This is a genomic window from Streptomyces sp. NPDC051776, assembly GCF_040681345.1.
In the GTDB taxonomy this organism is placed as follows: domain Bacteria; phylum Actinomycetota; class Actinomycetes; order Streptomycetales; family Streptomycetaceae; genus Streptomyces.
Map to the genome: position 1 here is coordinate 119,980 of NZ_JBFAYQ010000006.1, position 24,714 is coordinate 144,693.

General features: G+C 72.2%; 20 protein-coding genes and 1 riboswitch. Of the genes, 6 read left to right on the forward strand and 14 right to left on the reverse strand.

Translation table 11 applies throughout. From position 1 onward, the window contains the following. Window positions 1-165 precede the first annotated feature (165 nt). Both AB0M26_RS07755 and AB0M26_RS07760 read left to right on the forward strand, forming a co-directional pair. Entirely contained in the window at window positions 166-951 is a 786-nt protein-coding gene (locus AB0M26_RS07755; RefSeq protein ID WP_365256156.1) for an alpha/beta fold hydrolase, read from the forward strand. Next, on the forward strand, window positions 944-1,690 hold the full coding sequence (locus AB0M26_RS07760) for a hypothetical protein (RefSeq protein ID WP_365256159.1): 747 nt from the start codon (window positions 944-946) through the stop codon (window positions 1,688-1,690). The genes AB0M26_RS07755 and AB0M26_RS07760 overlap by 8 nt, the downstream gene beginning before the upstream one ends. Window positions 1,691-1,762: 72 nt before the next feature. On the opposite strand, the gene AB0M26_RS07765 is transcribed toward AB0M26_RS07760, so the two are convergent. From AB0M26_RS07765 to AB0M26_RS07790, 6 genes are all read right to left on the reverse strand, one after another. Then, window positions 1,763-2,530 (reverse strand): endonuclease/exonuclease/phosphatase family protein, encoded by a 768-nt coding sequence (locus AB0M26_RS07765; protein ID WP_365256161.1) that lies wholly within the window; start codon window positions 2,528-2,530, stop codon window positions 1,763-1,765. Between the two features lie 384 nt (window positions 2,531-2,914). Beyond that, entirely contained in the window at window positions 2,915-3,856 is a 942-nt protein-coding gene (locus tag AB0M26_RS07770) for an ROK family glucokinase (RefSeq protein ID WP_365256164.1), read from the reverse strand. 108 nt (window positions 3,857-3,964) lie between these two features. Then, window positions 3,965-4,444: a DUF5304 domain-containing protein gene (locus AB0M26_RS07775; RefSeq protein WP_365256167.1), complete on the reverse strand. Its 480-nt coding sequence runs from the start codon at window positions 4,442-4,444 to the stop codon at window positions 3,965-3,967. Window positions 4,445-4,505: 61 nt separating this feature from the next. Further along, window positions 4,506-6,032, reverse strand: coding sequence for an ArsA-related P-loop ATPase (locus AB0M26_RS07780; RefSeq protein WP_365256169.1), 1,527 nt, complete (start codon window positions 6,030-6,032; stop codon window positions 4,506-4,508). A gap of 2 nt (window positions 6,033-6,034) precedes the next feature. Further along, window positions 6,035-6,484, reverse strand: coding sequence for an SRPBCC family protein (locus AB0M26_RS07785; protein WP_365256172.1), 450 nt, complete (start codon window positions 6,482-6,484; stop codon window positions 6,035-6,037). Between the two features lie 248 nt (window positions 6,485-6,732). Next, window positions 6,733-7,521: a metallophosphoesterase gene (locus tag AB0M26_RS07790; RefSeq protein WP_365256175.1), complete on the reverse strand. Its 789-nt coding sequence runs from the start codon at window positions 7,519-7,521 to the stop codon at window positions 6,733-6,735. 260 nt (window positions 7,522-7,781) lie between these two features. Here AB0M26_RS07790 and AB0M26_RS07795 point away from each other — a divergent pair, with 260 nt between their 5' ends. After that, window positions 7,782-9,578 carry an AMP-dependent synthetase/ligase gene (locus AB0M26_RS07795; protein WP_365256178.1) on the forward strand — a complete coding sequence of 599 codons (1,797 nt, stop codon included), beginning with the start codon at window positions 7,782-7,784 and terminating at the stop codon, window positions 9,576-9,578. Window positions 9,579-9,690: 112 nt separating this feature from the next. Here AB0M26_RS07795 and AB0M26_RS07800 read toward each other — a convergent pair whose 3' ends face one another. Both AB0M26_RS07800 and AB0M26_RS07805 read right to left on the reverse strand, forming a co-directional pair. Beyond that, window positions 9,691-11,316, reverse strand: a complete 1,626-nt coding sequence (locus AB0M26_RS07800) for a GMC oxidoreductase (RefSeq protein WP_365256181.1) — start codon at window positions 11,314-11,316, stop codon at window positions 9,691-9,693. A gap of 276 nt (window positions 11,317-11,592) precedes the next feature. Further along, window positions 11,593-12,735, reverse strand: coding sequence for a glycosyltransferase family 4 protein (locus AB0M26_RS07805; protein ID WP_365256184.1), 1,143 nt, complete (start codon window positions 12,733-12,735; stop codon window positions 11,593-11,595). Between the two features lie 106 nt (window positions 12,736-12,841). On the opposite strand from AB0M26_RS07805, the gene AB0M26_RS07810 reads away from it, so the two are divergent. Continuing rightward, window positions 12,842-14,119, forward strand: a complete 1,278-nt coding sequence (locus AB0M26_RS07810; RefSeq protein WP_365256186.1) for a glycosyltransferase 87 family protein — start codon at window positions 12,842-12,844, stop codon at window positions 14,117-14,119. A gap of 50 nt (window positions 14,120-14,169) precedes the next feature. Here the strand turns inward: AB0M26_RS07810 and AB0M26_RS07815 are convergent, their stop codons facing one another. From AB0M26_RS07815 to AB0M26_RS07830, 4 genes are all read right to left on the reverse strand, one after another. Next, complete coding sequence (locus tag AB0M26_RS07815; protein WP_365256189.1) at window positions 14,170-15,465, reverse strand: hypothetical protein; 1,296 nt, start codon at window positions 15,463-15,465, stop codon at window positions 14,170-14,172. A 62-nt stretch (window positions 15,466-15,527) separates the two neighbouring features. After that, window positions 15,528-16,577, reverse strand: coding sequence for an NlpC/P60 family protein (locus tag AB0M26_RS07820; RefSeq protein WP_365256192.1), 1,050 nt, complete (start codon window positions 16,575-16,577; stop codon window positions 15,528-15,530). Window positions 16,578-16,864: 287 nt separating this feature from the next. After that, a complete protein-coding gene (locus AB0M26_RS07825; RefSeq protein WP_365256195.1) occupies window positions 16,865-17,893 on the reverse strand; it encodes an NlpC/P60 family protein in 1,029 nt (342 codons plus the stop codon). 277 nt (window positions 17,894-18,170) lie between these two features. Beyond that, complete coding sequence (locus AB0M26_RS07830) at window positions 18,171-19,532, reverse strand: NYN domain-containing protein (RefSeq protein WP_365256389.1); 1,362 nt, start codon at window positions 19,530-19,532, stop codon at window positions 18,171-18,173. A 391-nt stretch (window positions 19,533-19,923) separates the two neighbouring features. Here AB0M26_RS07830 and AB0M26_RS07835 point away from each other — a divergent pair, with 391 nt between their 5' ends. Both AB0M26_RS07835 and AB0M26_RS07840 read left to right on the forward strand, forming a co-directional pair. Then, the gene (locus AB0M26_RS07835) at window positions 19,924-20,733 is read left to right on the forward strand and encodes a rhomboid family intramembrane serine protease (RefSeq protein ID WP_365256198.1); all 810 of its coding nucleotides are present in this window, start codon (window positions 19,924-19,926) and stop codon (window positions 20,731-20,733) included. Continuing rightward, on the forward strand, window positions 20,730-21,011 hold the full coding sequence (locus AB0M26_RS07840; protein WP_365256201.1) for an Lrp/AsnC ligand binding domain-containing protein: 282 nt from the start codon (window positions 20,730-20,732) through the stop codon (window positions 21,009-21,011). The genes AB0M26_RS07835 and AB0M26_RS07840 overlap by 4 nt, the downstream gene beginning before the upstream one ends. A gap of 433 nt (window positions 21,012-21,444) precedes the next feature. On the opposite strand, the gene AB0M26_RS07845 is transcribed toward AB0M26_RS07840, so the two are convergent. Together AB0M26_RS07845 and trpD are read right to left on the reverse strand one after the other, a co-directional pair. Next, a complete protein-coding gene (locus AB0M26_RS07845; protein WP_365256204.1) occupies window positions 21,445-22,872 on the reverse strand; it encodes an aminotransferase class V-fold PLP-dependent enzyme in 1,428 nt (475 codons plus the stop codon). A 355-nt stretch (window positions 22,873-23,227) separates the two neighbouring features. Next, window positions 23,228-23,345: riboswitch (SAM riboswitch) on the reverse strand. Window positions 23,346-23,475: 130 nt separating this feature from the next. Further along, a complete protein-coding gene (trpD, locus tag AB0M26_RS07850) occupies window positions 23,476-24,543 on the reverse strand; it encodes an anthranilate phosphoribosyltransferase (protein ID WP_365256207.1) in 1,068 nt (355 codons plus the stop codon). Between the last annotated feature and the right edge of the window lie 171 nt (window positions 24,544-24,714).

A 24,714-nucleotide genomic window follows, 5' to 3' on the forward strand; every position in this document is an offset into this window, starting at 1 on the left:
GACGAACAGACCTTAACCTGCTGCGACCTGCCGCGGCGCTGGTCCCACCCCCCGAGTGCGGCCTCCGGACCTACCCGGGTGTCGGTCCCGTCGCGTACGGTGAATGCCACACCGAGACTCACACCGGACATCCACGTTCCCACCACGACGAATGGAGACCCGAAGGTGCCGGTCCTCCCCGGAGCCGAGCCGTTCCGCCACGAGGGCGGAGAGGTCGGCGTCCTCCTGTGCCACGGTTTCACCGGCTCACCGCAGTCGCTGCGCCCCTGGGCCGGGTTCCTGGCCGAGCGCGGGCTGACCGTTTCGCTGCCGCTGCTGCCCGGGCACGGCACGCGCTGGCAGGACATGCAGCTCACCAGCTGGCAGGACTGGTATGCCGAGGTGGACCGCGAGTTGCGCCTGCTGTCCGAGCGGTGCCGGCAGGTCTTCGTCCTCGGTCTCTCGATGGGCGGGGCGCTCGCACTGCGGCTCGCCGCGAAGCACGGTGACGCGATCAGTGGCGTCGTGGTCGTCAACCCGGCGAACAAGATGCACGGCCTGGCACCGCATGCGCTGCCCGTCGTGCGGTATCTGGTGCGGTCGACCAAGGGGCTGGCGAACGATGTCGCGAAGGAGGGCGTGGACGAGATCGGCTACGATCGCGTGCCACTCCACGCGGCGCATTCGCTCCGCCGGTTCTTCCGTGTCGTGGACTCCGAACTGCCGCAGGTCACCCAGCCGTTGCTGCTGCTGCGCAGCCCGCAGGACCACGTCGTGCCGCCCGCCGACTCCGCCCGCATCCTGAGCCGGGTCTCGTCGAGGGACGTCACCGAGACGGTGCTGGAGCGGAGTTACCACGTGGCGACGCTGGACCACGACGCCGAGCGGATCTTCCGGGACTCCTACGAGTTCATCGGGCGGCTCGCGCCCGACGCCGGTGAGAAGAGCAAGGAGACTGCGAGCGGTGGCTGAGCGGGACGCCGGGCCGGGGCGCGACGAGGAAGGTCGCGAACCGCTCGACGAAGACGCCGCGTGGGCGGCGATTGTGGCGGCCTACGGCGAGGAACCGCCCGACCCGGACATGTCCGCGGATCCCGGGGACGGCCCGGGCGGGGGCCACTCCGGCAAGGACGGCTCGGGCACGGCCGGACCGGGCCGGGACCGTACGAGCAGTGGCCTGGGCAGAGGTGATGACCTGGGCAGAGGTGATGACCTCAGTGCGGGTCTTGACCCAGGGGCACGTACGGACACCGGAGCGAACCGGGGAGGCGACGGGGACTCCGCCGGAGACGGGGAGGACGCCGAGGCCTCGTCCGGAACCGGCAAGGAAGCCGAGGAGACCGGGAAGGCTCCACGGCCGGGCACGGGCCGGCCACTGGGTTCCAGTGTCACCATCCACCCCGCGATCGGGCCGCGCGACTGGTCGGCGGCCGGGCCCAACGACGACGACGAGAGCGACGAGGGGCACTTCGTTCCGCCGGAGCCGCCGCCGCTTCCCGAGGCGGACACCACGGCCAAGTTCGCCTGGCTCGCCGTCATCGGCGGCCCGTTGCTCCTGCTGCTCACTGTGCTGCTGCAGTGGAACATGACGTGGTGGATCACCACCCTTGGGGTGGGCGGATTCCTCGGTGGCTTCGCGACGCTGGTCATTCGTATGGGTGACAGTGACGAGGACGACGATGACGATCCGGGGCGCGGCGCGGTCGTCTGACCGTCGCACGACGCCGGAGGTGCTCTCATCCGGCGAAGCCTCAGCCGACGGTGCCGCAGAGGCGCAGGTCCGTCAGGCAGGAGTCGCGGGGACGCGAACCGCGGCCAGCACCGGCAGGTGATCGGTCGCGGCCCGCAGGTCCGACTCGGTGACGCCGGGCAGCCCCCGTGGCACCCCGCAGCCCAGCATCTCCGTACCGCGCGTGGCGAAGATCGCGTCGATGCGCTGCGGCGGGTCACCGGGACGGGTGGTGTGCTCCCCGCCCCAGGGCTGGACCGACCAGCCGTCCTGCAGTTCGGCGGCGAGCCTGCGGAACGTACGGCCGCCGGGACGGTCGTTGAGATCCCCGGCCGCGATCGCGTGGGGCACACCGAGGTCCGCCAGGCGCTCCAGCAGCAGTCCGCCCTGCGCGAAGCGCTCGTCCGCCCGCATGCTCAAATGGCAGCTGAGAACGCCGAGCCGGGCGGTGCCGAACCGCAGGACGGCGGTGGCGAAGCCCCGTTGGTGCAGTCCGGGCGTCCGTGGCAACAGGACGTCCTCCGCGCCCTGCACATGGGCACGCAGCGAGGCCAGGATCATCGATCCGGCAGCGGTCGCCCCGCCGGTGACGCGGACCAGGGCCGACTCATGGGCGAGCCAGGCGGCATGCTTGCGCCAGCGGAAGAACCGCGGTGCCTCCTGGACGCAGACGACATCGGGGGCACAGCCACGGATGACACGGGCGAGCGCGGCCCGGTCGTCGCGCATCGAGCGGACGTTGTAGCTGAGTACGCGGACCACGGCGGAGCCATCCGGCTCGGTGCGGGACGCCGGGAGGTCCGGCAGCACGGAGGAACTCATGCGCCCTCCCTACCCCGTTACGCCCGGAAACCGCGCCAGGCACGGAGGGATCCGCGCCCGACGGGCGGAAGGGCCGCGGTCACGACACCTCCGGGCGCACGGACCAGTGCAGCGCACGGACCAGTGCAGCGTACGGAGCGGCGTACGACCCCGTGCGGCGACCGGCGACCGCGTACGGACCGGGAGCCGGTACCGACCGGGAGCCGGTACGGCCAGGAAGCGCATGCAGCGCGACCGATGCGTACGACCCGGCTGGTTCGTACGGCCGGGCAGAGCAGCACACGCCAACGGGGCCCTCGGCGCCCCACCTGGTGCCCTGTGGCACCGGGGTCACGACCGCGCCGGCGGACCGTGCGGCCGTGACCCCGGCGACCGCGGCATGGATCAGCCCTGGCGGGCCAGGTCGGCCGCGCCCACCAGTCCGGCCTTGCCGCCGAGCTGGGCGGCGAGCACCTGGGCGTGCGGCCGGTACTGGCCGCCGACCAGCCAGCGGCGGAAGGACTTGCGGATCGGGTCGAGCACGAGGTCGCCCTCGTCGGAGACACCGCCACCGACGATGAACGCCGACGGGTCGAACAGCGAGGCCAGATCGGCCAGGCCCGCGCCCGCCCAGCGGGCCAGTTCCCGGAAGGAGTCGACGGCCACCGGGCATCCCAGACGCGCGGCCTCGCTCACGTGCTTGCCCTCGATACCGGCGGGAGTGCCGTCTCCCATACCGAGCAGAAGCGTGGCGTTCTCGGGGGTGGCCTGGGCGCGCTGCTTGGCGTACCGGACGAGGGCGCGCCCCGAGGCGTACTGTTCCCAGCAGCCCTGGCTGCCGCAGCCGCACAGCAGACCGTCCGGCACGACGCGGATGTGGCCGAACTCGCCCGCGACGCCGAAGCGCCCGCGCCGCAGCTTGTTGCCGATGATGATGCCGCCGCCGAGCCCGGTGCCGAGGGTGATGCAGATGACGTCGTCGTGGCCCTGGCCCGCGCCGAACCTGTACTCGCCCCAGGCAGCGGCGTTGGCGTCGTTCTCGACGACGACCGGGAGGCTGACGCGCTTCTCGACCTTGTCCTTGAGCGCTTCCTGACGCCAGTTGATGTTGGGCGCGAAGAGTACGGTGGCCCGCTTGTCGTCCACGTACCCGGCGGCGCCGATGCCGACGGCCTCGACCTGGTGCCCCCGGCCGACCCGGCGGACCGCGTCCGCGATGGCGTCGACGACTCCTTCGGGCGTGGGCGGGGTCGGTACCGTGCACGTCTCGAGAATCGAGCCCTCTTCGTCGACCACGCCGGCCGCGATCTTCGTGCCGCCGATGTCGACGCCGATGGTGAGTCCCATGTGTCCCTCAGTTATTCGGTCGATCCCCGCCGCGACCAACCGTACCGGAGGGCAACGGGTGGAGGATTTCCGTGCCGATCCGCGAGACGGCCCCATGGACCGGTCGCGTCAGTCGAGGTCGATGCGCTCAGTGCCGGAGGGTCCCTCGGGGCCGTCGGGGCCGTCGGGGCCGGTGGTGCCACGGGGGCCCTCCGGGGTGCCCGCGGAACGGGTCCAGCGGCGCTCCTGCCCCTCGACGACGGCGCGGTAGGCCGCGAGCAGTTCCGATCCGGCCGCGGCGAGGTGGTCGAAGACCTGCGGGTTCCGCTCGACGACCGGCTCCACGGCGGCCTTGGCCTGCGCGATGAGCTGCTGTACGGCACCGGCCGCGGTGGCTCCGGCGTTCGGGACCTGAATGGAGGAGAGCCTTTCTGCGACCGCGTCGGCCAGCTTCCGCAGTTCGTCGGCGGCGCTGCCGGTCGGAGCCCCGTACTGCGCGCGCCGCCGCGCGCGCTCGGCGGCGAGGTCCTCGGCGCAGGCCTTCGCCCACGCGTCGGCCTGGGGTGCTTCGGCTGGGTCGGCGCCAGGGCGCTTGGTGGCATCGCTCATCGCGGGCTCCTGCATACGGCTCGGGAGGTACCTCGACGTTACCCGAACAGAGGGCCGCCGTTCACGGGCCGTCGGGCATGCGTGGCCAAAGGGCGGGATCCGGCGTGAAGCGGATCCGCAGGGCACCGTCGGTGAGCCCCGCGCCGAACACCGAGCACCGACGCAACGCGGACGGGAGCGGAAGGATGCGGCGGAACGGGCCCACACCGAGGACGAGTTCGTCACCGCGCCGTACGAGCTCCAGCTCGTCCCGCCGTGCCCCGGGCAGCGGCACGCTCCATACGAGAACGCCCTGGTCGGCGAGGTGGTCCTCGACGGATCCGAGGGTGGGGGCGGGGGCGACGCCGGACGCCCCCTCGGCCCGTTCTCTCGCGGCCTCCCGAGAAGCGCCGTCCGGAGGGCCGACCGGACAGCCGTCCGGAGAGCTTCCCCGAGCACGGCCCGCAGTGCCGCTCGTTGCGCCCCGCCCGGCGCCACGTACGGCGTTCCGCCGCGCGTACTGCTCCGCGAGCTGCTCGGCCAGCGTGCCGAGATCGTCGCAGCCACGGGGTTCACGGCCCAGATGGGGCAGCTCGCACACTGCCGCCTCGCCCGCCTGCTCCTCGTGCAGCGCCTTGAGCGCGGCCTGCTGGCGGCCGGAGGCACCGGCCAGCCAGGGGTCGGTCGAGCCGGTGGGCAGCAGCCGGTTGGCGATCACGGCGTCGATGGGCAGCCCGTGCAGCGCGAGCCCGGCGCGGGCGATGCGCAGCGCGCCGGCCGCCGCCGGGCCGGGCTCGATCACCAGACGAACGCACGTCGCGACATCGTCGAACACGGCCTGGGCGGTGGCGAGTTCGTCCGCGCAGCGGTCCGCGACCTCGTACAGCAGCTCGGCGGGCATCGGCACACCGGCGAGCTGGGCGAGCACCGGCCGCAGGGCCCGGGCCGCCTGCCGCTCGGGCGGCAGCAGTCGGCGCAGATAGCGCCGGAGCTGCTCGGGCAGGGCGACCAGGGCCACGGCCTCCGTCACCGGCGGCAGGTCGACGACCACCACGTCCCAGCCTGCGCCCGGGTCCGTACGGTCCGGGCGGGCGCTCTCGGCGGCGCCTTCGTGGAGGTACTTCAGGGCGTGGAGCAGGGCGAGTTGAGGGGCGCCGGGGAGTTCGGTGAGTTCGTCACGGTCGAGCGGACGGGCCCCGAGCAGTCCGAGCAGGGTCGCGCAGCGCTCCTGCAGGGCGAGCAGTTCGGTGCGGAAGTGCTCGCCGGAGTCGACGCGGGCCGCCCACAGCCCGGGTGCCGCCTCGACGGGCGGGGTCCACGGACGGGAGGAGCCCGGCGCGAGCGGCTGGTCGTCGGGGTCGCGGCGGGGCGCGGGGACAGAGGGGGCGGTGTGTGCCGTGTGTGCCGTGTGGGCGATGTGTGCCGTGTGGGCCGTGTGGGCGGCCCCGCCTCGTGGCGCGACCACGCCGAGCGCCGCTTCCGCCGAGCCCAGGCGGTCGGTGGTCAGCAGCAGGGTTCGCCGCCCGCTCCTGGCTTCGGCGAGGGCGGTCGCGGCGGCGACCGTCGTGCGCCCGGCGCCACCGGCGCCGGTGACCAGGACGGTGCGCACGCTCAGGACTGGATCTCGCTCTCGACCCGCTTCTTCAGACCGGCGAGCGCCCGGTCGATGATGACCTTCTCCGCCTTGCGCTTGATCATCCCGAGCATCGGGATCTTTACGTCCACGGTGAGCTGGTAGGTCACCTCGGTACGGGCGCCGTCCTGCACCGGGGCCAGGCTGTACGAGCCGTCGAGGGCGCGCAGCATCTGGGACTTGACCAGCGTCCAGCTCACATCGTTCTCGCCGGTCCAGGTGTACGACAGCGTGTGGTCGTCCTTGATCGCGCCGGCGTCCAGCAGCAGCCGGACCTGCTCGGCCCGGCCCTGCTCGTCCTTGGCGAGGACCTCGGCCTCCTTGACCTCACCGGTCCACTCCGGATAGCGGTCGAAGTCGGCGATGACCGACATCACCTCGGAGGGTGCCGCGTCGATCGTGATGCTCGAGCTGGTGTGTTCCGCCATCGCCGTGGCTCCTCCACTACGGTCCGGTCCGCGGCCTGTGTGCCTGCGGCTGAAGGCTACCGCGCGCAGGTGGGAGGCAGGAGCACGCCCTGCGTCACCTTTTCACCGGCCGTCACCGCCGGGCGCGCGTCCCGGCCGGCGCGCGCCGGCGCCCGAGAGAGCCCCGGCCGCGTTCAGCATGGAAAGGCCCCTTCACCGGGGAAAGGCACGGTCACCACGGAAGGCGCGTCCACCGCTGATGGGCACGTTCACCACTCAAGGACCCACGGACTGCCGGTCGTGGCGAAGTGCCCGACGTTCACGCACTCGGTGGCGCCGATCCGCATCCGCTGCGTCAACGGCTGGTGAACATGACCGAAAAGGGCGTATCGCGGCCGGGTTGCGCGGATCACCTCCAGCAGTGCGGAGCTGCCCCGCTCGAAGCGGCGCGCCACCGTGTCGTAGCAGAGCTCGGGCACATCGGGCGGAATGTGGGTGCAGAGGACGTCCACCTCGCCGAGCGCGGCGATCTTCGCGGCGTAGGCCTCGTCGTCGATCTCGTACGGGGTACGCATCGGGGAGCGGAGTCCGCCACCGACGAAGCCGAAGACGCGGCCGCCGATCTCCACGCGCTCGCCGTCGAGGACCGTGATGCCCTCATGGGCGTACTCGGGCCACAGATGCGGGATGTCGACATTGCCGTAGGTGGCGTACGTCGGCCGGGGGAAGGCGGCGAAGAGTTCGCCGTACTGCTTGCGTACCGCTTCCTCGATGGTGGCCGCGCGGTCGAAGTGCTCCTCCCCCGCGGCGCGGGCGACGCGGGTCCAGAGTTCCGCTCCGAACGCACGAGCCTCCTCGAAGCGCCGCGCGGTGCGCAGTTCGACGATGCGGTCGGCGTTCTCCGCGCCGAAGAGATCGGGGAAGATGCCGCGGGTGTGGTCGGCGTAGTCGAGGAAGAGGACCAGGTCGCCTAGGCAGACCAGAGCGTCGGCGCCGTCCCCTGCCCGCGCGAGGTCCCGGCTGTTGCCGTGCACGTCACTGACCACATGGACTCGCATGGCCAGACCCTACGCCGTGGCTCCGGATCCTGGGAGGCTGCCCCCACCTGCGGTTACTTCCGAGTCCCCGAAAGCTGGACTAACCTGCGCTGAGCCACACGCAGCGGTATGTGACGCATGGAACATCTGACCGGACCCCCCTACCGGGAAGCCAGTACCGATGGGTAACGTCCGGGCAGTCCACACCCCCTGCCTGACACGGACCGCAGTCGGCGCACCTCCACACGACCCATGCCGCCGGCGCCCGACGAGGAGCAGTCTTGCGCGAGTTCAGCCTTCCGGCCCTGTACGAGGTCCCCGCGGACGGCAATCTGACGGATCTGATCCACCGTAATGCCGCGCAGCATCCGGACGTTCCGGTCATCGCTCGCAAGCGCGGGAGCCACTGGGAGGACGTGACCGCGACCGCCTTCCTCGCCGAGGTCCGTGCCGCCGCCAAGGGCCTGATCGCGGCCGGCGTGCAGCCGGGCGACCGCATCGGACTGATCTCGCGCACGCGCTACGAGTGGACGTTGTTGGACTTCGCGATCTGGAGCGCGGGCGCGGTCACCGTGCCCGTCTACGAGACGAGTTCGCCGGAGCAGATCGCCTGGATACTGGGCGACTCGGGCGCGGTGGGCTGCTTCGGCGAGACCTCGGTCCACGAGGCGGCCGTCGAGTCGGTGCGCGACCGGCTGCCTGAGCTCAAGAACATCTGGCAGATCGAGGACGGCGCCATCGAGCAGCTGCGGAGCGAGGGCGCGCACCTCACGGACGGGGAGGTCGACGAGCGCAGCGCGATGGCGAACGCCGACTCGCCCGCGACGATCGTCTACACCTCCGGCACCACGGGCCGCCCCAAGGGCTGTGTCCTCACCCACCGCAACTTCTTCGCCGAGTGCGGCAACATCGTCGAGCGGCTGCGTCCCCTCTTCCGCACCGGCGACGCGTCCGTGCTGCTCTTCCTGCCCGTCGCGCATGTCTTCGGGCGTCTGGTCGAGGTCGCCTCCGTGCTGGCGCCGATCAAGCTCGGCCATGTGGCGGACATCAAGAACCTCACGGACGAACTCGCCTCGTTCCGGCCGACCACGGTGCTCGGCGTGCCCCGCGTCTTCGAGAAGGTCTACAACTCGGCGCGGGCCAAGGCACAGGCGGACGGCAAGGGAAAGATCTTCGACAAGGCGGCGGACACGGCCATCGCGTACAGCCGCGCGCTGGACGCCCCCTCGGGTCCGTCGCTGGGCCTGAAGTTCAAGCACAAGGTCTTCGACCGTCTGGTCTTCAGCAGACTGCGGACGGTGCTCGGCGGCCGCGGCGAGTACGCGATCTCCGGCGGCGCTCCGCTCGGCGAACGCCTCGGCCACTTCTACCGCGGCATCGGGTTCACGGTGCTGGAGGGCTACGGGCTGACCGAGTCCTGCGCCGCCACGTCCTTCAACCCCTGGGACCGCCAGAAGATCGGCACGGTCGGCCAGCCGCTGCCCGGCTCGGTGGTGCGGATCGCCGACGACGGCGAGGTGCTGCTGCACGGCGAGCACCTCTTCGCGGGCTACTGGGGCAACGAGGCCGCGACCGCCGAAGCGATGTCGGACGGCTGGTTCCACACCGGTGACATCGGCACGTTGGATGAGGACGGCTACCTCGCGATCACCGGCCGCAAGAAGGAGATCATCGTGACCGCGGGCGGCAAGAACGTCGCCCCGGCCATGATCGAGGACCGAATCCGCGCCCACGCGCTGATCGCAGAGTGCATGGTGGTCGGCGACGGGCGGCCGTTCATCGGCGCGCTGATCACCCTGGACGAGGAGTTCCTGCCGCGCTGGGCCGAGGACCACGGCAAGCCGGCCGGTGTCACCCCGGCCGAGCTGCGCAACGACCCGGATCTGCTGGCCGCGGTCCAGCAGGCGGTCGAGGACGGCAACGCCGCGGTGTCGAAGGCGGAGTCGGTGCGCAAGTTCCGCATCCTGCCCGCCGCGTTCACGGAGGAGTCCGGGCACGTCACGCCGTCCCTGAAGCTCAAGCGCAATGTGGTGGCCAAGGACTTCGCGCACGAGATCGAGGCCATCTACACCGCCTGACCACCACTGCCCGACAACCCCGCCTGACCACCACTGCCGCCTGATCACCACCGCTTGATCACCGAATCCGACCTGACCGGGCCGGGGATGCTGCTCTCCGGCCGGGACGCGTTCAGGAACCGACACCGTCCTCGGCGAGTACGCGCGCGAGATTGCGCTCGGCGAGAGCGGTGATCGTCACGAACGGGTTGACGCCGATGGAGCCGGGGATCAGCGCTCCGTCCGTGACATAGAGCCCGGGGTGGCCGCGCACCCGCCCGTAGTCGTCGGTGGCCTCCCCGAGTACGCAGCCGCCCAGCGGGTGGTAGCAGAAGTCGTCGGCGAAGGCCTTGTTGCCGCCGAAGAGATCGTGGCGGTAGACGGTGGCGTTCCGCCGGTTGATGCGGTCGAAGAGGTTCCTTGCCGCGGCGACCGAGGGCTCGTTCTGCTCGCGCCGCCAGTTCAGCCGGGCGCTGTCGGTGGCGCTGTCGTAGGTGAATGTCGCGCGCTCCCGGCTCCGGGTGATCGCCAGGTAGAGACTGATCCAGTGCTCGAACCCCATGGGCAGGGGTGCGATCTCGGCGAACACGGGATTGTCCGGGTTGTTCCAGTCGTCGATGGCCAGCGCCGGGATCGTCGACTGCTGCGCGCCCGTGGTGTCCCAGATGTGGTTGGCACGCGCCGTCATGATGTTGCCGTTCGTGCCCCAGCCGGTGCCGACGCGCGGGTCGAGCCCGGGCAGGGTGCCGGTCTCGCGGGCGCGCACGAGCAGTTCGGTGGTGCCCAGGCTCCCGGCGCCGAGGAAGAGATGGCGGCAGCCGATCTCGCGGGTCTCGATCACCCTGCCGGTCTCGTCGGTACGGTCGGCGGTCAGGACGTAACGGCCGTCCGGCTCGCGGCGGATGGCCCTCACCCGGCAGAGGGTCTCGATGGTGACGCGGCCCGTGCCGAGGGCGTCGGCCAGATAGGTGCGGTCGAGGGTGCGCTTGCCGTGGTTGTTCCCGTAGATGACCTCGCCGTCGAGCGCGGACCGGGCGACCTCGCCCGCGTCCTCGCGCCGCATGTACGCGAAGTCGTACACGTTGGGCACGAACGTCGTCCGCAGTCCTGTCCGTTGGGCGTGGGTGCGCGAGACCCGGGCGAAGCGGTACCAGGGCGTGGACTCGAACCAGTCGGGTGGCACGTTGTTGACGCCCAGCGTGCGGACGGCGAGCGGGAAGTACCTGTCGTACATCTCGGCCGCGTCCACGCGCGGAAGGACCTCGGAGAAGTACGCGCGCGCCGGCGTCACCGCCATGCCGCCGTTGACGAGTGAGCCGCCGCCGACGCCACGGCCGACGTAGACGGACATGGCGTCGAACCGGATCCGGTCCAGGACGCCGGGGTACGGATCGATGTCGCGGTTGACCACGTCCAGCCAGAGGAAGGTGGCCAGCGGCGCCTCGGTGCGGGTGCGGAACCACATGGACCGGCGGTCCGGGGTCCGGGTGGAACAGAAGATCCGGCCGTCCGGGGCGGGTTCGTGCCAGAGCCGCCCCATCTCCAGGACCAGGGTGCGTACCCCGGCCTCGCCGAGCCGGAGCGCTGCCACGGCGGCGCCGTAGCCGGAGCCGATGACGACGGCCGGGGCGTAGTCCGGCGGCGCGGCCGTCGAGGAGAGCGCCGCGGCGGGGGCGGCGATACGGGTGAGCCCGAGGGCGGCAGCCGTCTGGAGGGCGGCGAGTCCGAGAAAATGACGACGCGTCAGATATGAGGTCATGCGCGCATGATGAGCGGGAAACCGTGAATCGCCCATAGCCATGCACATGACCTTTTCGAGCACGCGTGAATACGCGATGTCGGGCCCGTCCTCCGGGGTCGGCCGGGACAAACAGCACGTTCGCACCGTGGCGCCGCCCGGGACAGCAGCGCCGCCCCAAAAGCGGTGCCGCCCCAAGAGCGGTGCCGCCCCGACAGCAGCGCTGCCCCTAAGGCGGTGCCGGCCCAACAACACCGCCGTCCCAACAACACCCCCGTCCCAACAACACCCCCGCCGCTACAGCAGCGCCGTCAGCCGCTCCGCGAGGATGTCCCAGCGCCAGCGCTCCTCCACCCAGGCGCGGCCCCGCTCCCCCATGCGGCGGCGCAGTCCGGCGTCCCGCAGGAGTGCCGCGACGCGCTCGGCCGTCTCCTCGGCCGAGCCGCCGCGGACCACCCATCCCGTCTCGCCGTCGAGCACCGCGTCCGGTGCGCCGCCCGAGTCCCCGGCGACCACCGGCAGTCCGGTCGCGGACGCCTCCAGATAGACGATGCCGAGGCCCTCCACGTCGAGGCCCCCGCGCCGCGTACGGCACGGCATGGCGAAGACGTCCCCGGCCCCGTAGTGCGCGGGCAGTTCCTCCCACGGGACGGGCCGGGTGAAGCGTACGGAGCCCACCACCCCCGTCTTCCGCGCCAGCTTCTCCAGGTCCTTCGCGTACGGGCCTCCGCCGACGATCAGCAGCACTGCGTCCGGCACCGCGGCAAGCACCCGGGGCATCGCCCTGATCAGAGTGTCCTGCCCCTTGCGCGGCACCAACCGCGAGACGCAGACGACGACGGGGCGCTGGGCCAGTCCCAGCCGGGCCCGGATCTCGTCACCGCCGGAGGCGGGGTGGAAGGTCTTCTCGTCGACGCCGGGCGGGAGTTGGACCATGCGCCCGGCGGCTTCCGCCGTCAGTGCCGGGGCGATCCGCGAGCGGGTGTACTCGCCGAGGTAGGTCAGTGTGTCGGTGGACTCCCCGATCCGCCGCAGCAGTTGACGCGCGACGGGGAGCTGCGCCCACCCGGCCTCGTGTCCATGTGTCGTCGCGACCAGTCGCCGGGCGCCCGCCTTCCGCAGCGCCGGGGCCATCAGCCCGAGCGGTGCCGCCGCCCCGAACCAGACCGAGGTGCAGCCGTGCTCGCGCAGCAGCTCCGCCGCCCGCCGGGTCACGCGCGGGGTGGGCAGCAGCATGGTCGTACGGTCTCGGACGACGGTGAAGGGCTGCTCGGCGTCGAAGCGGGCCGTGGCCTCCAGGCCCTCGCGGTCACGCTTCCAGGTGGAGGCGTAGACGACGACCCGTGCCGGGTCCAGACGCAACGCGATGTTGTGCAGGAACGCCTGGATGCCGCCCGGCCGGGGCGGGAAGTCGTTGGTGACGATCAGGGTCTTGTCCATCGCATGCCGACAGTAGCGGGTCCGCGCGGGTCGCCCGCCCGCAGCCCGTCCCGTACGTCATGATGCACCGAACAGTGCCGAATACGACAGAACGGGACGAGGCTCCATGGAGCAGGCGACCGTGACCCCGGGCAGACGGCAGGCGCTCACGGCACCGCTGGTGGTCTGGGCGGCGACCCGGGCCCTCCTGCTGCTGTACGTGTTCAAGGTGCTGGTCCTCCCGGGCCCCGACCTGACCAGTGACGTCTCGGTGATCTACCGCGGCTGGTTCGAGGTGCTGCGCTCCGGCAGCTTCCCTGTGGACGACGTGACATGGCAGTACCCGCCCGCGGCCGCTCTCGCGATCCTCTCCCCGTCCCTGCTGCCGTTCCTCGGCTATGCCTCCGCGTTCTTCGTCCTGGCCTGGCTGACCGATGCCGTGGTCCTGGCCCTGCTGCTGCGTGCAGGCCGGGCACCGGGCCGCCAACTGGCCGGAGCCTGGGTCTGGGTGGCGGGTGTCCCGCTGCTCGGCCCCACCGCGTACGCCCGTTACGACGTGATGGTGACGACGGTCGCCGTGGCAGCGCTTCTCGTCCTGCCACGCAGTCCGCGCGCGGCGGGTGCGCTCGCGGCTCTCGGAGCGCTGCTCAAGGTCTGGCCGGTCCTGCTGCTCGTCGGCCTGCGGCGGGGCCGCGTCGCCCGGATGTGCTGGACGGCGGCCGCGGTGACGGCGGCCTGCGTCACCGTGCTCTTCTCCGCGGCGATGCCGGGCGCCCTGGCGTTCCTCACCTTCCAGCGCGACCGCGGCACGGAGATCGAGTCGCTGGGCGCGCTGGTCTTCCACGCGGCGCGGCACGTCGGCTGGGAGGGCCGGGTGCTCCTCAACTACGGCTCCGTGGAGTTCCTCGGCCCGTATGTGCAGGAGGTGAGCCGTCTCGCGCTCGTGCTCACCGTCCTCGCGCTGATCTGGCTGCTGGTCCGGCGCCGGCTGGCGGCGGAGGCCGGTCCGGGCACGCCCTGCGACGCCGCGCTCGCGGCCGTGCTGCTGTTCACCACGACGAGCCGGGTCATCAGTCCGCAGTACCTGCTCTGGCTCCTCGGCCTCGCGGCGGTGTGCCTGACGCTACGGGGCAGCCGTCAGTGGCCGACCGCGCTGCTGGTGCTCGCGGCGACTGCCGTCACACAACTCGTCTTTCCCGTCTGGTTTTCGCATGTGGTCGTGAGCGACCCGCTGGGCATCGCCGTTCTGGCGGTCCGCAACGGGCTGCTCGTCGCCGCGACCCTGGTCTGCTGCCGCCGCCTCTGGCGGCAGACTGTGACCGAACCCAGGCTGCGTGCCACCACCGGCAGAACCGTGCTCCCGCGCCCCGCCGGGGCGGGCGCGTCCGAGAAGGTCCCCCGCTGAGCCCCTGAGCCGCCCGCCCCCACACTGCCGAGCCCGGCTCCGCGCACTCCCTACGCCGTGCGCCCGCCCGCGGCCAGCTCCTTCTGGACGTAGACGCGCCACCGGGCCGTGAACGCCTCGGGGCCGATGCCCAGCACGTCGTGGAGCGCCCGCTCCACCGCGCCCTGACGCGTCTTCTGCGCGCCCACGGCCCGGTAGAACTGGCGGAGTTTCTCCTCGCCCCACTGACCGGCGACCATCCGGCAGGCCAGCCACCCGCCTTCGTACGCCGCCGCGAGCCGGCCGTCTCCCCCTCCGAAGCCGAAGTCGTCGTCGCCGGGCAGCTCCCGGGGCAGCCGGCCCTCGGCCGCGTCGCGGCTCAGCTCGGACGCGATCTCCTGCACCGTGCGGCCCGTACCGCGGTAGCCCGCCCAGTCGGCGAAGCCCTCCGACAGCCACAGCGGCGTGGCCGCCGAGGTGCCCTCCCTCGTCGCCACGTGCGCCGTCTCGTGGGTGATCACGACGCCCTGTCCGGTGTCGCCGAGCAGCCCGTACGCATCGGGGTTGACGACCACGCGGTCCGCGGGCGCGCGCCGGCCGCCGCCCGCTTCGCCGGTGGTCACCGCCGCTATCCCCCGGTACGCGGTGGCGGGCGCGCCCAGCAGCGCGCTCATCCCCTTCAGCGACCCGGGGACGAGGACCACCACGCGCCGCGCCCATCGCCCCCGCCAGGCGTCGTCCACCGCGGGTACCGCCCCGTCCGCAGTCCGTGCCACGCGCCGCAGCAGCCGCTCGTCCTGGCCGACCCCCAGCAGCAGGCTGCTTCTCCCGCGGACGACCGTGACGTCGCCCTGCTCCCACAGCGGGCGCGCACGGAGCTTGCCGGTGGCGGTGCGCGAGTCTTCGGCGGCGACGTACCAGCGGCCGTCCCGCTCGGTGAGGGTCAGCCGCTGCACGGACTCCACGGGCGCCGTGTCGTAGTCCTCAAGCCGGTAGTCCAGCCGGACTTCGGCGGCGACCCGGTGCCCGTCGCCCGCCGCGGGGCGGAACCCGCCGGTGCGAACGAGGCGGTAGCGCCAGCCGTCCAGCGGTACGTCGGCGAGATTGCGGAAGACCTTGCGCTGCTGTGCGCGGTAACCGGTGGCGCGGGGATCGACGGAGGCGAGGAAACCGCGCCCGTCCCGGTCCAGGAGCGCTTCGGCCCGCCGGTCCAGCATCCGCTGGATGCCGCGGCTGTCGGGTGCGCGGGAGTCGGTGGTGCCGGTCGATCCGCAGCCGGCCAGCGCTCCGGGGCCGGACAGCAGGACCACCACCAGTGCCACGCACCGTGCGGCCCGCCGCCTCGCCCCTGTTACCTGCCCTGCCACGCCCTCGATCGTACGAGCCCGGCTCGGCTCCCGGGCCCGGGCGTCCGGTATCGGACCGGGGCTCAGACACGGGTCACGGTGGGGCCGGGGATCATGCCGACGGGGTCGTAGCGCACCCGCGCCCCCGGGTAAGGCGCGTGCACCACCTGCCCGTTGCCGACGTACATCCCGACATGGCTGGCGTCGGAGCGGTAGGTGACCAGATCACCTGGCCTGGCCTGGCTCAGCGGCACTTGCTGCCCGGCGACGCGCTGCCCCTGCGAGGTCCGCGGAATGGCCATCCCCGCCTGCCCGTACGCCCAGTAGGTCAGACCCGAGCAGTCGAAGCCGCCCGGCCCGGCCATGCCCCAGATGTACGGTGCGCCGACCGCACGCCGGACGGCCGCGACAGCCGCGGCGGCACGGGAGGAGGAGGGCGCCGCCTCCCCCCACGACCCGCCCGGGAGGCCGTCGGTGCGGCCGCCGGAGCGCGACGCCCTGGTGTACGCGGCCCGCTGGTCGAAGGGCAGGGAGTTGAGGAGTGTCCGCGCCACCGCGAGCTTGCGCTCGACGGCCTTCTTGCCGCGGGCCACATCGGCGCGGCTGCGCTCGAGTTCGGCGAGTTTCCTGCTCGCCTCCTGACGCTCCTGCTGCAGGAGTCGCTGGGCCTCACGGAGGGCGCGCAGCCGGCCGGCCTGACGGTTGCCGATCCGGTCGAGCGTGGACGCCTTGTCGAGATAGCTCTCCGGGTCCTCGGAAAGGATCAGTGAGAGGGCGGGGGCGATGCCCCCGGAGCGGTACTGGGCTCCGGCGAGCGTCGCCAGCCCGTCCCGCAGGCGGTTGACCCGCTCCTGGCCGCGGGCCACGCGGTCGCGCAACCGCTCGGTCTGTTCGCTCAGCCTGTCATGGTGCTCGTCAGCCGCGTTGAAACGCTCCGTGGCGAGCTCCGCCTCCTCGTAGAGGCGGTCCACCCGCGACGTCACATCGGTCGGAGTGTCGCGCGGGTCCGCGTCGGCGGATCCGGCGGAGAGCGCCGCGGCGGCGGTGGCCGCGGCGGCGGACAGGACGGAGACCCTGCTGGTCCGGGAGGTCCGGTCGGAACCGGACCGTGGGGGACGGCGATGGGAGGCCACTGCGGCCGCTCTCCCTTCCGCTGATGGCCCCGCCGCCCGGTGGGCGGAGCTGGGGCCGACGACTGGCGGGCAGAGAGTAGCCGCATGATCGCGCAGCGTTCAAAATCGGGAAGCGGCACGGAACGTGACACTCCGCCGGACAACGCAGGTCACCGGCGGGGCGCGGAAACTTCTCGGGGGCGCCGATTCCCCCGGATGGGCGGTGTGCGGACGCGGCGCACCAGGGGTGCACGGCGACGGCGGACGATGATGAACCACCCGCCGTCGGCGGGGGATTCGCGCCGGGATCAGACGCGTACGCCGAACTGGAACGGCATGTTGTTGATCGACTCGTACCGCACAGTGGCACCCGGCTTCGGGGCGTGCAGGATCTGGCCGTTGCCGGCGTAGAGACCTATGTGGTGCAGGTCGCCGTAGAAGAGCACCAGGTCGCCCTTCTTCAGGGCGCTCTGGCTGGAGATCCGCTGGCCTGCGTTGGCCTGCGACTGCGAGGTGCGCGGCAGGGAGACACCGGCCTGCGAGTAGGCCCACGAGGTGAGGCCGGAGCAGTCGAAGGAGTTCGGTCCGGTGGCGCCCCAGACGTACGGGGAGCCGATCTTGGACTGGGCGGCGGAGAACGCCGCGCCGGCGCGCTGCGAGGACGGCAGGGCGTTGCCGAGGTCCGCACGGCTGCTGGCACGGTTGGCGCGCTCGGCCTCAGCGGCGGCGAGCGCCGCACGCTCCTTGGCGGTCAGGGAGTTGAGGAGGGCCTGCGCCTTGGAGAGCTTGCCCTGGATCTCTTTCTTGTTCTCCCCGAGCGCCTTACGGGTCTCCGCCAGCTCCTCGAGCTTGGTGGAGGCCTCCTGGCGCTGCTGCTTGAGCGTGCGCTGCTTGTCCGCGATCTTGCGGAGCGCCTCGGCCTGCTTGGTGCTGAGCTGGTCGAGCGTGGACGCCTTGTCGAGGTAGGAGTCCGGGTCCGAGGAGAGCATGAGCTGCACGGACGGGTCGATGCCGCCGGTGCGGTACTGGGCCGTGGCCATCGAACCGAGGCCGTTGCGAAGCTCGTTGAGCTCACCCTGCCCGCGGGCGACCTTGTCCTGGAGTTCGCCGACCTGCTTCTCGAGCCTGTCCTGCTTCTCCTTGACCCCGTTGAACTTCTCGGTCGCGTGCTCGGCCTCTTCGTAGAGCTTGTCAACCTTGGCCTTGACCTCTTTCTTGGTCGGCTTCGGGTCGGCCTGCGCGGCCTGGGTGGTCAGGGCGACGGCCGCGGCGGCGGTCGCGGTGAGCACGGTCACGCGCGTGCGGCTCGGCTGCTTGGGTCGACGGTGGGACGCCACGGAGGCGAGCTCCTTCTTCCTCAGCCGCCTGCCGGGTGAGTGGGGAGTGGAGCGCTGACGCGTGCCCCGGACTCGGCGGTTCCTCCACGGTCATCCCGGATGGACGATCGACCGCGCGGAGGTTCGAGCCAGACCATAGTGACCTTCCTGTGATCGCTTCAAATCCTCATCGGAAAAAAGTCTGGGGCCACGCCCATTCTTTACACACGCCACACGGGCAGTAACGGGCACCTGACGCACCGCTGTCCCCAATTCGGGCAATGAGCCCAGGAGTTGCTCAGGTACGCGAAAGCCGTTTGAGCAGCAGAGCGGAAGCAACGGGGCGCGCGCCCGCGCGTGCGACCCCGTCGGCGACCTCGCGGTCGGTCGACACCACGACGACCGGACGGCCCGGCGGTTCCGCGCGGACGAGGCGGCGGATCAACTCATCCGCGGTTTGCCCCGGTTTGCTGAACAGCACGCGAACTCCGCGCGGTGGTGCGAGAAGCACCGGTGCGGCAAGTTCCGCGCCGTCGAACACACAGGTCATCTCGGCACCGGTCTGTGCCGCGAGCCCCGCGAGCCCGCCGAGCAGCCGCAACCGCTGCTTCTCCAGCGGCATCGTGGGATAGCCGGTCTTGGTGACGTTGTACCCGTCCACCACCAAGTGGGCCTGGGGCAGGGCGAGGAGCTGGTCCAGCAGCGCGGGGTCGGTGTCCGACAGCGCGCGGCTGGCCACGTCCTTGGGCGTCATCCGGCCCGGCTCGACCGCGTCGACGGTGTCGGCCGGGTGCATCGACGCGGGCGGAAGCGCCAGCTCGCGCCGCAGCCCCTGCGCCGCGTCCAGCACCGTGTCCAGCAGCAGCCGCACCCGCATGTCCTCGACGCTGCGGCCCTCCCGCGCCGCCCGCCGGCTCGCCTCCAGCGCGGACTCCGTCTCGGCCAGCCGCGCCTTCAGCCGTCTGGCCTCGGTCTCGGCGGCGGACTTCTCCGTCGCCGCGGCCTCCCGTACGGAGTCCAGCTCCACGGCGGCCTTGCGCAGCGCCGCCTCGCCGCGCCGTACGTCGTTCTCCACGCTGCGGAGCTTGCGCTGCAGCCGGTCGGCCTCCTTGCGCGACGCATCCAGCTCGGTGCGCATGCGCTCCGTCTCCTCGCGCGCGGCCGAGCGCGCAGCGGTCAGCTCCTCGCGCAGCCGCTGCAGTTCCCGGGCCGTGTCCTCCTCCGCCTTCTCGGCCTGCGCGCGCTGCACCTCCTCGCCCGCGGCGGCGACCAGCTTCACCCAACCGGGGGGACGCAGCACGTACGCCGCGGCCGCCACGTCCAGCGGATCGGCGGCCGCCGGTACGGACCCCGCGTCCAGTGCCTCGGTCAGCTCCGGCTGCGCCTCGCGGACCAGCTCGCCGACCCGCTGCCGGAAGAGCGTGTGGCTCTCCAGCGCGGAGGCCATCGCGTTGCCCGCGAACTTCGCACGCCGGGTGGGGGTGAAACGGGCGTACTGCCGCAGCTGCGTCGGGAGTTCCGCCACGGTGAGGTCGCCGAAGGCATCCGCGACCAGGCCGATCACCTTCCGCCGTACGCCCTCGGGCAGGGGGCGGTCGAGCACCTCGGCGGCACCGGCGGCCTCGTCGGCCCCGGCAGCGCCGCCTTCGCTACGCTCCACCACCTGTCACCGCTCCGTTCTCAGGCACTCACGCCCGGGCGGTCCACCAGTCCGGTCCGGTCCACCGCGTCGCATCAGCGGCAGCGCACCGTTCCGATGGTCCCACCGACGACGTCACTCTCCCCGGCCCCGCTCTCACCTGCCGGGCCGAGGTGAACGTACCGGACCGCCCGGGTCGTACGGGGGACGCCGGAACACGTGCGAACGCCGCTCGGGGTGCGGTGCCGGCGGGTTCCGGCCGCCTGCTGCGGAACGCCCATGGATGTCGTCCTTCTCCGGGTGCTTTCCGTCACCCTACGACCTGGCGGGCAGGGGACGCCGAGGCCGGGCGGCGAACGGGGCACGGCGAGGCGCTCTGGGCAGTTCGGCCCGGTTGCGCCATGCTCAGTTCATGATCAGCAAGGCGATCGCGGTGCAGCGGGCCCGGGTGGCATCCGCCCGACGGCTCCTCCCCCGGGCGCGGCGCGGGCCCGAGCCCGTCGTGACGTACGCCCTGATCGTCGTGTGCTTCGTGATCTTCGTCGCGGGGCCCTGCTCCGGGCTGAACCCCGCGTACGGCAGGGGGGCAGATCTGCATGCGGCCCAGGTGGCGTACTTCGAACGGTGGGGCGTCGTCCCCCGCGACCTGTGGACGGGCTCCGCCCGCGCGCTGCTCGCCCCTTTGACGGCCCTGTTCGTGCACGGCAGCTGGCTTCATCTGCTGGGCAATCTGCTGTTCCTCTTCGTCTTCGGCGGAATGGTGGAGCAGCGTATGGGGAGGGCCGGGTACGCGCTCTTCTACCTCGCGACCGGCTGTCTGGCGCTCGCCGGGTTCGCGATCGCGTACTCCGGCTCGACCCAGACCCTGGTCGGGGCGTCGGGCGCGATCGCGGCGGTGCTGGGTGCATTCCTCTATCTGCTGCCGACGGCCCGGGTGACGAGTCTCTTCCCCTTCCTCTTCTTCCTCCCTCTGCGCTTCCCCGCCTGGATGGTGCTGATCTTCTGGTTCGTCCTCCAGTGGCTGGCCGCGCGCACCTCCACGACCCGGCCCGGCGTCGCTTACCTGGCCCATCTGATCGGCTTCTGCCTGGGCTTCCTCTACGCCTGGGCGCGTTACGGACGCGGGCCGAGCGGGGGCGGGGCCGCGGGGCGTGGGAGCGAGGACGGTGAGGCTAGAGTGAGCAGCGCAGCCAGGGCGACCGAGGGAGAGAGCCAGCCGTGATCACCGCGATCGTGCTCATCAAGACCAGCGTGGACCGGATTCCCGAGATCGCCGAGACGATCGCCGCTCTGGAGAGCGTCAGCGAGGTCTACTCGGTCACGGGGAACTACGACCTGGTGGCGATGGTCCGCGTGGGTGAGCACGACGATCTGGCGGACATCATCCCGGGGCGGATCAGCAAGATCCCGGGCGTCGAGGTCACGGACACGCATGTGGCGTTCCGGACGTACTCCCAGCACGACCTGGAGGCGGCGTTCGCGATCGGCCTCGACGCGTAGCGGCTGGAAGACCTCGTCCCGCGGCGCGCAGCGGCTCGGGGTCTGACTCGCCGCGCGGTGGCTCATGGTCTCCGGCCGTCCGCAGGGCCGCAGCCTCGGCGCGGGTGGTCGTGCAACCCTCGGTGCGAGGTTCGTCGCCTCGTCACGCGGCGCGGGACCGGCAGCGGGGCGGGCGCCCCGGGCTCCCCTCCGGCCGGCAGCCCCGCGGGACGCGGCGGCCCCGCCGAACGCGGCACCTCGCCGAGCGGCGGCGCGGTGCCATCTCCGCCGCCGCCGGACGAGCCCTCGCGCGCCCGTCTCACCCCAGCATTCCGCGCGCCACGAGCACCGCGGTCGGCGGGCGTGATCCTGCCGCTGCACCCCGTGGCCGCCGCCCCGCCCCCCGCTCCCGCCCCCACCGGACGAATGCCCGCGGGGGCGGACGCCCGCCTCGTCACGCGTCGCGGTCCGGGACGCAGCGGCCGTCCTCCGTGCGGTACGTCCACTGCGCGCCGTTCGCGACCAGTTCCTTCACCGCCGCGACGAAGCGGTCCACATGCTCGTCCGGCGTGCCCGCTCCGAAGCTGACGCGAATCGCGTTGAGCGACCTCTCCCCCGGTGCCGCCTCCGGCGCCCCGCACTCGCCCGGCTCGTCCGCCTGGCTGCCCAGCAGCGTCCTGACCAGTGGGTGTGCGCAGAAGAGCCCGTCCCGTACGCCGATGCCGTACTCGGCGGACAGCACCGCGGCGACATGCGAGCTGTTCCAGCCGTCGACGACGAAGGACAGGACGCCGACCCGGGGGGCGTCGTCGCCGAACAGCGACAGCACCCGCACCTCCGGCACCTCCGCCAGACCTTCCCGAACCCGCGCGACCAGCGCCTGCTCGCGTTCCACGAGGGCGTCGAAACCCGCCTCGGTCAGCGCCTTGCAGGCCGAGGCGATCGCGTAGGCGCCGATGACGTTGGGCGAACCGGCCTCGTGCCGCGCCGCCGTCGTGTGCCACTCCACGTCGACGCCACCGTCCGAGCGGCGGGCGACCGTACGGCTCGCGCCACCACCCGCGAGGTACGGCTCGGCCTCCCGCAGCCAGTCGGCCCGCCCGGCGAGGACGCCCGAGCCGAACGGCGCGTACAGCTTGTGCCCGGAGAAGGCCACCCAGTCCACGTCCGACTCCGCGATGTCCACGGGGTGGTGGGGGGCGAGCTGGGCGGCGTCGAGCACGATGCGCGCGCCATGGGCGTGAGCGGCGGCGGTCAACTCCCGTACGGGCCACAGCTCGCCGGTGACGTTCGACGCACCCGTCACGCACACCAGCGCCGGGCCATGCGGCTCCCTGGCCGCGAGGGCCCGCTCCAGCGTCTCGACGGCCTGCCGGGGCGTGCGCGGCGCGTCGAGGACGGAGACCTCGTCACCCGAGGCCTGCTGCCAGGGGAGCAGGGACGCGTGGTGCTCGGTTTCGAAGACGAACACCTGCGTGCCCTGCGGGAGCACGGATGCCAGCAGGTTGAGCGAGTCGGTGGTGGAGCGGGTGAAGACCACCTGGTCGTCCGCCCGGCAGCCGAGGAACTCGGCGACGGCGGCACGGCTGTTCTCGAAGAGGTCGGTGGACAGCTGCGACAGATAGCCGGCGCCGCGATGGACGCTGCCGTAGTACGGGGCGTAGGCGGCGACGTCGTCCCACACCCGCTGCAGTGCGGGTGCGCTGGCCGCGTAATCCAGGGCGGCGTAGCTGACTTCGCCGCCGGTGACGAGCGGCACCAGGACGTCCCGTCCGAGCACGGGCAGCGGGGCACCCACGGTGGGCGCGGGACAGCAGGCCTCGGAGGCGGGGTCATCGGCGGCAACGGCGGTAGGGGTGGCGGCAGCAGGGCGCACGGACATGGCGGAATCTCCCGGTGGAAAAGGTGAAAGGCTTCAAGGACGCACGCGTCGGGCAGAACAGGCGCCGGCGTACGGAATGCGCCTCGACGCGCGGACGATCACCGCACGGAGGCAGAGAGAACGGGCCGCAGCCCTCGTGCCGGCCCCTCCAGGGTTTGCCCGCTCGCCGTCCTGGTACGGCCGTCTGCTGCGTGGCCGGATCAGCCGAGTAGGCGCAACCACGAGGCAGATCCGGCGCCTTGCATCCGACCGCACCAGGACGCCTCGCTACCGGGCAGACCTTGGCGGGGGCGGCACTAGCGCATTCGCTGATTCACGGAAGATCTCCCTCGACAACCCAGGATCCCTGGCGAGGGATCCGCGCTTGCCGCAGACCTCGCTGCCTGCGGCCCGGTCATCACCCGGGGCACCCCGCCACGGAAGGAGGGTTGCCGGACAGCGGGCCGGGGCCTGTGTCGCTGTCACTCGTGACCTGCCGAGCATCATGCCACAGGGACGCGATCGCGCAGGCCGCTGTCCGATACGTGGACAGCGGCCCGCGTCGCCAGCCTGTGACGTCGGCTTGCATCACACCATTCGCGGAGCCGAACTGCCCCGCGCCGCTCAGCCGTTGGTGGCCCCGACCCAGCGCTCCAGCGTCCGCCGCGCCGCACCGGAGTCGATGGACTCGGCGGCCCGCCCCATCGCGTCCGCGATCTGGTCGTTGAGCGGCGCGTCCTGCGGATGCAGGGCGACCAGCGCCGCGGCCGAGTTGAGCAGCACCGCGTCCCGTACGGGCCCGGTCTCGCCCGCCAGCAGCCGCCTGGCGACATCGGCGTTGTACGAGGCGTCGGCGCCGCGCAGAGCCTCCACGGGCACCAGGTCGATCCCGATGTCGCGGGGGTCGAAGGTCTCCTGCCGGACGATCCCGTCCCGGACCACCCACACCTGTGACGTGGCGGTGGTGGTCAGCTCGTCCAGCCCGTCGTCGCCGCGGAAGACGAGCGCCGACGAGCCGCGTTCGGCCAGGACGCCCGCCACGATGGGCGCCATGCGCTGGTCGGCCACTCCGGTGGCCTGCGCACGGACCTTGGCCGGATTGGTCAGCGGACCGAGGAAGTTGAACGTCGTGGCGATCCCCAGTTCGCGCCGCGCGGGGGCCACATGGCGCAGCGCGGGGTGAAACTTCACCGCGAAGCAGAAGGTGATCCCGGCCTCGCCTGCGACCTCGACCACGCGCTGCGGCGACAGATCGAGGTTGACGCCCAGCTTCTCCAGGACGTCGGAGGCCCCGCTCGCGGACGAGGCGGCGCGATTGCCGTGCTTGACGACCCGCGCGCCCGTCCCGGCCACGACGACGGCCGCCATCGTCGAGATGTTCACGGTCTTGGCCCGATCACCGCCGGTGCCGACGATGTCCACGCTCGGGCCCGGTACGTCGATGACATTGGCGTGCTCGTACATCGTCCGGACGAGGCCGGACACCTCCTCGACCGTCTCGCCCTTGGCTCGCAGCGCGACGGCGAAGCCCGCGATCTGCACGTCCGTGGCCTCACCGCGCATGATCAGGTCCATGGCCCAGGCCGTGTCCTCCGCCGTCAGGTTCCGGCCCGCGAGGAGGGAGGTCAGGACATCCGGCCAGGTGCGGGCCGCCGCGGGGCTGTCAGCTCCGGCTGGGGTCACACGGTCCATGGTCCGCTCCTGGATGTCGGATGGGGCAGGCGGCGGCCGCCACCTGCGGTCTTGCGGCAAGCCTATCGGCGCGGCGCATCCGAGCGGCGTCCGAGCCCGGAGTCCGGACACGGCGGGCCCCCGGGCCGTACGGAGGCCCCCCACTGCCCACAGGTGCCACCGACGCAACAC